We start from the raw sequence: 11,094 nt of genomic DNA, 5'->3' as shown, positions 1-11,094 counted from the left end.
GCACGCGGCCGCCACGGTGGCCGCCGCCGTCCGCCGGAGCAGGTCCGGGCCGGGCCCGGCGGCGCCCGCCCGGGGCGGCCGGGGTGGCCCGGTGCCTAGCCGGGGTAGCTGAAGGAGAGCGCCGGATGCTGCTGCGGCACCGGCACCTCGCGCCACTGGGTGCCCTGGAGCCGGTAGATGTGGTGGTCGGAGACGGCCAGCACGGTCGGCACCTGGTCGCTGTCGCGGCTCTCCGAGGCCGAGACCGAGGTCATCAGCTCACTGACCTGGAGCGGCGCGTCGGTGCTCTGCGAGCCGTCGGTGCCCAGGTAGTGGAGCAGCTGGAGCTTCTCCTTCTCCTTGCCCAGCACGAGCAGCTGGTCCGTGTCGGCCCAGGACACCGAGGAGATCTCGGTCAGCAGCGGGGCGACCGGCCGCAGGCCCGAGATCTCGGCCAGCGGCGCGCTCGCCGTGCCCCGGTGGGTCAGCAGGCCGATCTCCACCGAGCGGGCGGTGCCGCCCTTGGCGTCGCCCAGTACCAGCGCGACCCTGGTCCCGTCCGAGGAGACCTTGAGCCCCTGTACGGTGCGCCCGTTCAGCCCGTGCAGCTGGACCGGGACGACCGTGGTGCCCCGCACCATCAGGACCCGGGGGTTCTGCGGGTCGCGGTCGACCACGAAGAGGTCCCCCCGGCCGTCCCAGCTGGGCGAGGTCAGGCCGAGGCCGGGCTGGGGGGCGCGGCTCTCCACCACGGGGGCGCCGAGCTTGTCGTTGTCCCCGGTGCCGACCACCTGGAGGTTGCGCCCGTCGGCCCCGATCAGGGCGATGGCGCCGCCGTCCCGGCGGACCGCGAAGGTGCCGGGGTGGGTGGCGGCGTTCTGGCCGACCTGGCCGAGCGGGCCGCCCACCGGGTGCCCCAGACCGTCGCCGGGCGCGACCATCACCTGGCCGTTGTCCAGCTGGTAGTACTGCGAGGCGCCGTAGCTGCCGGCCAGGCTGCCCGGCGCGATCCGGCCGGCCTGGTCCGCGGTGATCGCGCAGCCGCCCTTGGCACCGCTCAGCTCCAGGCGCTGGATCGGTGCCTTGCCCTGCTGGTCGGCGAGGGTGTGGTAGAGCTGCCCGGCCATCTGCTGGCACAGGTCGGACCGGCCCGCGAAGTCCGGTACGTCCACCTTGACGGTGGCGGTCTTGTTGTCGCTGACGGTCACCGGGCCGACGATCTTGACCCCGTCGAACGCCGAGTAGACGGCCGGGGCCAGCCAGCCCGAGGGCCCCGCCGCCAGTGCCTTGGCCGCCGCCGTCAGCGGGTCGATCCGGCGCCGCAGGAAGATCGGGTCGGGGACCAGCACGGACTCGCCCCGGGAACGGTCCGACGAGGGGTCGGTGAGGGCGAAGAAGTACCGGTGCACGGCCTTGTAGCCGTTCTTGAACGTGGTCTGGTCGGCGATCAGGCCGTTCGGCAGCTTGTCGATCCGCCACTCGCCCTTGTTCTCGCCCTCGGTCTCCTTCACGAGGGTGAACGTCTGGCGGTACTGCTCGCCCTCCGCGGCCGGCCGGTAGGAGTCGCGGCTGTCCAGCGCGCCGACCAGGTCGCCGTTGACGTCGATGTCGACGGTGGTGGCGCCCTCCTGCACCGAGGGCCTGGTCCGGCCCTGGTTGTCGAGCACCGAGACCCCGGCCTCCGGGTCCCACTTGGCGCCCGCGGCGGCCGTCAGGTAGGTGCGCGCCGTGCTGAAGGTCGGCTCGTCGGCGTTGGAGGCGTCGAGGAAGCCCGCCAGCAGCTCGCCCGGGCTCTCGCCCTTGTACGGCGCGACCGGGTACACCCGGACCTGGAGGTTCTCCGCGCCCGGGACCTGCGGTATCTCCACCCGCTGCGGCGATCCGCCGGCGGGCATGCCGATGCAGCCGGTGGCCAGGAAGGCCAGCATGCTGCCCCAGACGGCCGCGGCGGCCGGGCGGGCACCAGTAGTCCTACCGCTGCCGGTCCGTCGCACCCTCGGCCCCCTCCTGGTCGCTGTCCGGGGTCCGCGTCCCCGCTGGCTGCTGGTCGCCGGGCCGGCCGGTGGGACGGTCGACCACCACCTGGGCGCCCGAGGCACCGTACCCTCCGGCGGCCGCCCGGACGTCCGAGGGGTCGGCGACCGGGGCGGCCGGCACCCGGCCGAGGCCGGGACCGATGCTGAGCACGCCGCCGAGGCCGCTGCCGAAGCCGGTCGGTCCGCCCTCGGGGGTCTCCGGGGTGTCCACCTCGCCGGTCGAGGTCAGCGCCGTCGCGCCGGCCGGGCGCTGCGAGCGGCGGTACGGCGCGCCGGTCGAGGCCAGCCCGCGGTTGTGCCGGGAGTCCTCGGGCTCCAGCCGGAACGGCGCCCGGACCAGCTCCCCGCCGCGGGTCCGCGGCAGGGTGAGCCGGAAGTGCGAACCGCCGCCCGGCTCGCCCCACGCCTGCAGCCAGCCGCCGTGCAGGTGGGCGTCCTCGACCGCGATGGACAGGCCGAGGCCGGTGCCGCCGGTGGTCCGGACCCGGGACGGGTCGGCCCGCCAGAAGCGGTGGAAGACCCGGGACGCCTCGCCCGGCTTGAGGCCGATGCCGTAGTCGCGGACGCCGACGGCGACCGCGCCCTCGCCGGAGCCGAGCCGGATCACCACGTCGCGGCCCTCACCGTGCTCCAGCGCGTTGACCACCAGGTTGCGCAGGATGCGTTCGATCCGGCGGGCGTCGACCTCGGTGACCACCGGGTTCTCCGCACCCCGGATGATCACCGCGCTGCCCTTGGCCTGTGCCAGCGGGTCGGCGCCCTCGACCACCCGGGTCACGATGTCCCGCAGGTCCACCGGCTCGGCGTCCAGGATCGCGGCGCCCGCGTCGAAGCGGCTGATCTCCAGCAGGTCGGCGAGCAGCGACTCGAAGCGGTCCAGCTGCTCCTGCAGCAGTTCGGCCGAGCGGGAGGCCATCGGGTCCAGGTCGTCGCGGCTGTCGTAGATCAGGTCGGCGGCCATCCGGACGGTGGTGAGCGGGGTACGCAGCTCGTGCGAGACGTCCGAGACGAACCGGCGCTGCACCCGCGAGAGCTCCTCCAGCTGCCGGATCTGCGCCTGGAGCCCGTTCGCCATCCGGTTGAAGGAGTCGCCGAGCCGGGCGATGTCGTCCGACCCGGTCACCTTCATCCGCTCCTCCAGGTGCCCGGCGGCCAGCCGCTCGGAGATCCCGGCGGCCATCCGCACCGGGGTGACCACCTGGCGGACCACCAGCCAGGCGATCCCGCCGAGCAGCATCACCAGGAAGACCCCGGCGGTGGCGAGCGTGCCGACGACCAGCCCGAGGGTCTTGGTCTCCTGGTCGAGCGAGAAGACGTAGTACAGCTGGTAGGCGGTGTTCCCCGGGTCGGGGCCCTCGAACTGCTTCCCGATCACCAGACCCTTCTCGTCCGAGGTCTGGCCGCCGTTGGCGTCGCCCCGGTGGATCATGGTGGTCTGCTCGTGCGGGATGTCCGGCTGCCGGGCGACGTCGTCGCGCAGGTCGCGGGTGATGCTGATCGGGAGGATGTCGCCCGAGTACCAGGCACCGCGGAAGACGGCCCCGGAGCCGCCCTCGTCCTGGCCGGTCGACGGCAGGATGGCGATCACCGAGTAGACCCCGGCACCGCCGCTGGAGAGGTCGGTGACCTGCTTGATCAGCCAGGTCCCGATCTCGTCCCGGGCCGGGTCGGCGTTGGCGCCGACCTTGACCTGGAGCTTCATCGCCTCGTTGATCTTGTCCTGCTCGATCTGGAAGCCGTCGATCGCCTGCCCCTGCGCGGCGTGCCGCTTGGTGTCCAGCAGACCGTTGCGGACCTGGGCGACCACCACCACGCCGAGCACCAGCACCACCACGACCGACAGCAGCAGCGTGGTCGCGACCACCCGCAGCTGGATCGAGCGCCGGTACACGGCTATCAGGCGGTTGAACGGGCGCCTGAACTGACGCGCCACCAGCGCGAGCAGCGCCGCCGGGCCGCGCCGGGGCCGGTGGCCCCGGGTGGTCGAGCTCAGCACCGCACCGCGCACAGCAGCATCCCCGCCGGCTCCGGTGCCCGACGGGGAGGCGTCGACGTTCTGGTCCCGCATCGTCAGCTGGGCCCCGCCTTGTAGCCCACGCCACGGACCGTCACCACGATCTCCGGACGCTCCGGATCCTTCTCGATCTTGGAGCGCAGGCGCTGCACGTGGACGTTGACCAGCCGGGTGTCGGCGGCGTGCCGGTAGCCCCAGACCTGCTCCAGCAGCACCTCACGGGTGAACACCTGCCAGGGCTTGCGGGCCAGCGCGACCAGCAGGTCGAACTCCAGCGGGGTCAGCGGGATGCCCCGGCCGTCCCGCTTCACCGAGTGGCCGGCCACGTCGATCACCAGGTCACCGATGGTCAGCTGCTCCGGCGTGGGCTCCTCGGCCCGGCGCAGGCGGGCCCGGACCCGGGCCACCAGCTCCTTCGGCTTGAACGGCTTGGTGACGTAGTCGTCGGCGCCCGACTCCAGGCCCACCACGATGTCGACCGTGTCGGTCTTCGCGGTGAGCATCACGATCGGAATGCCCGACTCGGCCCGGATCTGCCGGCAGACGTCGATGCCGTCCCGGCCCGGAAGCATCAGGTCGAGCAGTACGAGATCCGGCTTGGTCTCCCGGAACGCGGCAAGCGCCTTGTCCCCATCCGCGACGAAAAACGGCTCAAAACCCTCACCACGCAGCACAATGCCGAGCATCTCGGCCAGTGCGGTGTCGTCATCAACGACGAGGACGCGTCCCTTCATGACTCCATCTTCTCATTACCGGATTGTGACCTGGCGCACATCGGCACCGGTCAAGGGCCTCCGACCCACCGCCGGGCCGGGCATAACACCGCAAACCTCGCAGCTCACGGGCGTCGGGCGGGCATCGGACACACCACAGCGGGGCCATTGTCGATCAGCAACGGGATACCCCTGGGGTGACCACGCCCACCATGGCACGATGGGCGGCGCAGGAACAGTTTCCGGCCGCCCGCCGATCGTCACCCTGCCCGTCCCGGCCCCGCAGAACCCCTCCAAGGAGCAGTGATGACCGACAACCCGGGCTGGACCTCGCCCGGCTCGTCCGAGCCGGCCGACGGGGCCCCGCCGCAGGCAGCCACCGCTGCCGCCACCCCGGGTCCGTCGGCGCCATCCGCCCCCGAGGCCACCGCCCCGCAGGCCCCGGCAGCGCAGCCCACGGCACCGCAGGACGGCCCGCAGGCCCCCGCGGCCGCGCCGCAGGACGTCCCGCCGCCCTCCCAGTGGGGCGCCCCCGGCCAGCCCGCCTACGGCGCCTACGGCGGCCCCGGCTACGGCCCCGGCCCCGGCTGGGGCGGCCGGCCGCCGTACGGCGGTCACCCGGGCTGGGGCGCACCGCCGAGCCCGAAGCCCGGTGTCATCCCGCTGCGCCCGCTCGGCGTCGGCGAGCTGCTGGACGGTTCCTTCACCACCGTGCGCAAGTACTGGCGCACCACGCTGGCCCTGTCGCTCGGCTTCGCCGCGTTCACCCAGACCGTCGAGACCGTGCTGCGCTGGTGGGCCCAGCAGGACGGCGGCGCGGTGGCCGACCTGGTCGCGGCGCTGGTCCCCACCGTGCTGCAGGGCGTGCTCGGCATCCTGCTCGGCGGTCTGCTGACCATCGTGGTCAGCAAGGGCGTCCTCGGGGAGCAGATCACAGTCCGCGAGGCCTGGCAGTCCGCCCGCAGCCAGCTCGGCCGGCTCACCGGCCTCACCTTCCTGACCTTCCTGATCATCGTCGGGGTGTTCGCGGTCGCCGCCGTGCCGCCCGTGCTGCTGGCGATCTCCAACGGCACCGGCCCGGGCGTGCTGCTGCTCGCCATGCTGATGGCCCTGATCGCCGGCGGTGTCGCCGGGTACCTCGGCATCCTGTTCAGCCTCGCCCCGCCCGCCCTGATGCTGGAGCGGCAGGGGGTGCTGACCTCGCTCAGCCGCTCCCGCCGGCTGGTCCGGGGTTCCTGGTGGCGGATCTTCGGCGTCCACCTGCTGACCTCGTTCATCCTCGGCGTGGTCTCCACGGTCGCCGTGCTGCCGTTCCTCCTGGTCGCCACGGTGTTCGGCAACTCCGGCGCGTTCGACCAGCTCACCGGTGACAAGGGCGCCGACCTCAACCTGCTCGGCCTGGTGGTCATCGGCATCGGCAGCACCCTGGTCGCCACCGTCACGATCCCGGTCAACGCCGCCGTGACGGTCCTGCTCTACATCGACCGGCGGATCCGCCGCGAGGCGCTCGACATCGAGCTGGCCCGCGCCGCCGGGGTCAGCGTCGCCCCGCCCACCGGCTGGGCCGGCCCGGCCGCCCCCGGGCCCGCCTCGCCCGGCCCCACGGTGCCCGGCCAGAGCACGCCGCCGGGAGCCTGAACCCGATGCCGAACTGGGGGGAGGGTGCGCTGCTGGCCGGCGGCACCCCGGTCACCGTTCCCCGGGACCAGGCCAGGGACGCCGCCCACGACGAGCTGCTCAACCCCGTCTACCACCAGCACGACCCGGGCATCGTGGAGCGGATCGAGCACTGGTTCTCGGACCGGCTCGACGACCTGTTCTCCGGCCTCGGCTCCGCCACCGGCAGCAGCACCGGCGTGGTCCTGCTGCTGCTGATCATCGGCGTGGTGGTCGCGGCGGTGTGGTGGCGGCTCGGCGCGCCCGGCCGGCAGGCCCGCAGCACGGCCCGCCTGTTCGCGGCCGACGGCCCGCGCAGCGCCGCCCAGTACCGCAGCGCGGCCCGGGCCCACGCCGACGCCGGCCGGTGGGACGAGGCGGTCCGCGAGCAGATGCGCGCCCTGGTGCGCGCCCTGGAGGAACGGACCGTCCTGGACGTCCGCCCGGGTCGCACCGCCGACGAGGCCGCCGCCGAAGCGGGCCGCGCCCTGCCCGCCCACGCCTCGGCGCTGTCCGACGCGGCCCGCACCTTCGACGACATCGCCTACGGCGAGCGCACCGCCGAAGCCGGCGACTACCGCTCGCTGGCCGAGCTCGACCGGGCCCTGGAAGCGGCCCGCCCGGCCCTCGCCACGGCCGCCGGAGGCACCTCATGACCGCCGCACCCCCGATACCCGCCGACACCGACGCCGGCCCCGCTGTCGCTGCCCCCGCCACCGGCGCCACCGGCGCCGCACCCACCAGCCGGTCCGCCGACGCCCGCCGGCTCTGGCTCCGCTCACGCTGGTACCTGCTCAGCGCAGCGTTCGTGATCCTCGTCGGCCTGCTGCTCGGCAGCCTGGCCGGCCGCAGCAGCTGGCCCCCGCTCGACCCCGGCTCCCCCGACCCCGAGGGCGCCCGCGCCCTGGTGGTCCTGCTCAAGGGCGAAGGCGTGGACGTCCGTACCGTCGCCGACGAGCGGGCCCTGGCCACCGCCCTGCGGGAGCCCGCCACCACCGTCGTCCTGCCCCGCCCGGACCTGCTCAGCACCGCACAGCTGGACCGGCTGGGCGCGGTCCCCCGCGGCAGCGCCGGCCGGCTGGTGCTGCTCGCCCCGCAGCAGGCCGCGCTGCACGCCTTCGTCCCCGGCCTCACCGTGGCCACCTCCGCCGACGGCACCCCCGAACCCACCAGCTCGATCAGCACCCCGCCCGGCTGCCGGCTGCCCGAGGCGGTCCGGGCCGGCACCGCCGAGCTCGGCGGTCTGGGCTACGACGCCCGCTCCGGCGACACCGGCTGCTACCCGCGGCACGGCCACCAGAGCCTGGTGGTGCACGCCGAGGACGGCGACCGCGAGACGGTCGTCCTCGGCACCGGCCACCCGCTCAGCAACGAGAGCCTGGACGACGACGGCAACGCCTCGCTCGCCCTCGGCCTGCTCGGCAGCCGGCCCCACCTGGTCTGGTACCTGCCCGACTACAGCGCGCCCTCGCCCTCGGTCGAGCGCAAGCAGTTCGAGGACTTCATCCCGGCCGGCTGGGGGTGGGCCGGCCTCCAACTGCTGGTCGCCGCCGTCCTCGCCGCCCTGTGGCGCGGCCGCCGGCTCGGCCCGGTGGTCAGCGAACGCCTGCCGATCGTGGTCCGGGCCACCGAGACCACCGAGGGACGCGCCCGGCTCTACCACCGCGCCAAGGCCCGCGGCCGGGCCGCCGACGCCCTGCGCCGGGCAGCCGCGCACCGGATCGCCCCCGTCCTCGGGGTCGCCCTGACCGCCGGCGAACCCGACCCGGCCGCGCTCTGCGCCGCGATCTCCGACCGTCTCGGCCGCCCCGCCCCCGACGTCCAGTCACTGCTGTACGGCGGCCCGCCCACCGACGACGCCGCACTGCTGCGGCTCACCGACCACCTCGACGCCCTGGAAAGGCAGGTACGACAGCCGTGACCGAGCAGCCCGCTGCCAGCACGTCCCTCAGCAAGGCCGACATCCCCGGTCCGGCGACCTCCCCCGCGGCCCCGGCCGCCGCCCCGGCCGATGCCCGGGCCGATGCCCGGGCCGCCCTCACCGCACTGCGCACCGAGATCGGCAAGGCCGTGGTCGGACAGGACGCGGCCGTCACCGGCCTGGTGGTCGCCCTGCTCTGCGGCGGCCACGTCCTGCTCGAAGGCGTCCCCGGCGTCGCCAAGACCCTGCTGGTGCGGGCGCTGTCCACGGCGCTGAGCCTGGAGACCAAGCGGATCCAGTTCACCCCCGACCTGATGCCCGGCGACGTCACCGGCTCGCTGGTCTACGACGCCCGCACCGCGGAGTTCTCCTTCCAGCCCGGCCCGGTCTTCACCAACCTGCTGCTCGCGGACGAGATCAACCGCACCCCGCCGAAGACCCAGGCCTCGCTCCTGGAGGCGATGGAGGAGCGCCAGGTCACCGTCGACGGCGAACCCCGCGCGCTACCCGAACCGTTCCTGGTCGCGGCCACCCAGAACCCGGTCGAGTACGAGGGCACCTACCCACTGCCCGAGGCCCAGCTCGACCGCTTCCTGCTCAAGCTGATCCTGCCGCTGCCCACCCGCGACCAGGAGTTCCAGGTCCTGTCCCGGCACGCCAACGGCTTCGACCCGCGCGACCTCGCCGCCGCGGGCGTCCGCCCGGTCGCGGGCCCGGCCGACCTCGCCGCCGCCCGCGCGGAAATCGCCAAGCTCACCATCGCCCCCGAGGTGCTGGCCTACATCGTCGACCTGTGCCGGGCCACCCGCCAGTCCCCCTCGCTGTCGGTCGGCGTCTCCCCCCGAGGCGCCACCGCCCTGCTCGGCGCCTCCCGCGCCTGGGCCTGGCTGGCCGGCCGCGACTACGTCACCCCCGACGACGTCAAGGCGCTCGCCCTGCCCGCACTGCGGCACCGGGTCCAGCTGCGCGCCGAGGCCGAGATGGAGGGGGTCACCGCCGACTCGGTGATCCAGGCGGTGCTCGCCCAGACCCCCGCCCCGCGCTGAGCCGGCCGTACCCCAGGATCCACCCCGAAGGAGTCCCGTCCATGGCCCTGACCGGCCGAACCGCCCTGCTGGCCGCGCTCGGCGCGCTCGTCGTGGGCCTCGCCCTGCCCTCCTGGGCCGGCATCGGCGCGGTCACCCTGCCGGTGCTCCTCGCGGTCCTCGTCGACCTGGTGCTCGCCGCTCCCGTCCGCAGCCTGCGGTTCTCCCGCAGCGGCGACACCAGCGTCCGGCTCGGCGAGGGCGCCACGGTCGAACTCACCGTCACCAACCCCTCCGGACGCCCCCTGCACGGCCAACTCCGCGACGCCTGGCCGCCGTCCGCCTGGCGGCCCGGCACCGCCATCGCCGGCTCCCGGCACCACCTCGCCGTCCCGGCCGGCGAACGGCGGCGCCTGACCACCTCGTTGGCACCGACCCGGCGCGGCGACCACCACGCGCACCGCGTGACGGTCCGTTCCCTCGGCCCGCTCGGACTGGCGGCCCGTCAGGGCTCGCACCAGGTCCCGTGGACCCTGCGCGCCCTCCCCCCGTTCGCCAGCCGCAAGCACCTGCCCTCCCGGCTGGCCCGGCTGCGCGAACTCGACGGCCGCACCGCCGTCCTGATCCGCGGCCAGGGCACCGAGTTCGACTCCCTACGCGAATACCTGCCCGGCGACGACGTCCGCTCGATCGACTGGCGCGCCAGCGCCCGCCGCAACACCGTCGCCGTCCGCACCTGGCGCCCGGAACGCGACCGTCACGTCCTGCTCGTCCTGGACACCGGCCGCACCTCCGCCGGCCGGGTCGGCGACGCTCCCCGCCTGGACGCCGCCCTGGACGCGGCCCTGCTGCTCACCGCCCTGGCCACCAAGGCCGGCGACCGGGTCGACCTGCTCGCCCACGACCTGCACAAGCGCGGGAGCGTCCTCGGCCGCTCCCCCTCCGACGTGCTGCCCGCGTTCACCAACGCGATGGCCACCCTGGAGCCCGCCCTGCTCGAGACCGACATGCGGGCCCTGGTGTCGAACGCGCTCCGGCTCGCCCCGCACCGGTCCCTGATCGTGCTGTTCACCGGCCTCGACGCCCGCCCGATCGAGGAGGGCCTACTGCCCGTGCTGCCGCTCCTCACCAAGCGCCACGAGGTGGTCCTGGTCTCCGTCGCCGACCCCCGGCTCGACGAACTGGCCACCGCCCGCGGCACCGTCAAGGAGATCTACGGCGCCGCCGCGGCCGAACAGACCCGCGCCGACCGCCGCCGCACCGCCGAACGCCTCACCCGCCTCGGCGTCACCGTCCTGGACGCACCCCCCGCCGCCGTCCCCCCGGCCCTCGCCGACACCTACCTCGCCCTCAAGGCCGCCGGCCGCCTGTGACACCTCTCAGCGCCCCCGCTGCGTCCGCCTGACCAAGGCCCCCGAGCGCGCTCGGGGGCCTGCTCGCTGCCCTCTGACAGGCGGTGGACGCACACCTCGGCCACTCAGCCGGGCGCCTTCCGTCGTACGGTCCGACGATCCCAGCCGGACCGCCTCATCGTCGGCGAGCCCCGTTGTCGTGGACCATTCGACGCCCGAACCAGCGAGATCACCGACGAAGGCGATCTCCGCTGCCAGCAGCGTCCGCGCCCGGTCTGCTGCAGCGAGCGGAACGCCGTCACGGAGCGCGTCCCGTAGCCTGCAGCACTGGGTCCAGCAGACCGCGGGCGCGGGCATTGGGTCCGGAAATGCGAGAAGCCCCTCCGGGGAACCCGGAG

Annotated in this window: 8 protein-coding genes; 5 read left to right on the top strand and 3 right to left on the bottom strand. The window is 74.6% G+C overall.

The annotated features are described in order from the left end of the window. Positions 1 to 95: 95 nt before the first annotated feature. Genes AA75_RS17885 through mtrA form a run of 3 tightly spaced genes read right to left on the bottom strand, consistent with a single transcriptional unit; the run spans position 96 to position 4,763 of the window. Positions 96 to 1,973: an LpqB family beta-propeller domain-containing protein gene (locus AA75_RS17885; protein WP_149038214.1), complete on the bottom strand. Its 1,878-nt coding sequence runs from the start codon at positions 1,971 to 1,973 to the stop codon at positions 96 to 98. After that, positions 1,951 to 4,083, bottom strand: a complete 2,133-nt coding sequence (gene mtrB, locus AA75_RS17880) for an MtrAB system histidine kinase MtrB (RefSeq protein ID WP_051812680.1) — start codon at positions 4,081 to 4,083, stop codon at positions 1,951 to 1,953. The genes AA75_RS17885 and mtrB overlap by 23 nt, the downstream gene beginning before the upstream one ends. A gap of 2 nt (positions 4,084 to 4,085) precedes the next feature. Continuing rightward, positions 4,086 to 4,763: an MtrAB system response regulator MtrA gene (gene mtrA / locus AA75_RS17875; RefSeq protein WP_033821070.1), complete on the bottom strand. Its 678-nt coding sequence runs from the start codon at positions 4,761 to 4,763 to the stop codon at positions 4,086 to 4,088. A 285-nt stretch (positions 4,764 to 5,048) separates the two neighbouring features. Between mtrA and AA75_RS17870 the strand changes: the two genes are divergently transcribed. The 5 genes from AA75_RS17870 to AA75_RS17850 all read left to right on the top strand — a co-directional run bounded on the left by AA75_RS17870 (position 5,049) and on the right by AA75_RS17850 (position 10,717). Further along, entirely contained in the window at positions 5,049 to 6,380 is a 1,332-nt protein-coding gene (locus AA75_RS17870; RefSeq protein ID WP_051812678.1) for a hypothetical protein, read from the top strand. 5 nt (positions 6,381 to 6,385) lie between these two features. After that, complete coding sequence (locus AA75_RS53720) at positions 6,386 to 7,054, top strand: DUF4129 domain-containing protein (protein ID WP_033821069.1); 669 nt, start codon at positions 6,386 to 6,388, stop codon at positions 7,052 to 7,054. Then, positions 7,051 to 8,319: a DUF4350 domain-containing protein gene (locus tag AA75_RS17860; RefSeq protein WP_051812676.1), complete on the top strand. Its 1,269-nt coding sequence runs from the start codon at positions 7,051 to 7,053 to the stop codon at positions 8,317 to 8,319. The genes AA75_RS53720 and AA75_RS17860 overlap by 4 nt, the downstream gene beginning before the upstream one ends. A gap of 125 nt (positions 8,320 to 8,444) precedes the next feature. After that, positions 8,445 to 9,365, top strand: a complete 921-nt coding sequence (locus tag AA75_RS17855; RefSeq protein WP_233289066.1) for a MoxR family ATPase — start codon at positions 8,445 to 8,447, stop codon at positions 9,363 to 9,365. Between the two features lie 41 nt (positions 9,366 to 9,406). After that, positions 9,407 to 10,717 (top strand): DUF58 domain-containing protein, encoded by a 1,311-nt coding sequence (locus AA75_RS17850; RefSeq protein ID WP_033821068.1) that lies wholly within the window; start codon positions 9,407 to 9,409, stop codon positions 10,715 to 10,717. Positions 10,718 to 11,094: the final 377 nt, after the last annotated feature.

Source organism: Kitasatospora sp. MBT63 (assembly GCF_000710465.2).
GTDB lineage: Bacteria > Actinomycetota > Actinomycetes > Streptomycetales > Streptomycetaceae > Kitasatospora.
Note: the sequence above shows the minus strand (reverse complement) of the source record. Positions and strands in the feature narration are given on the sequence as shown.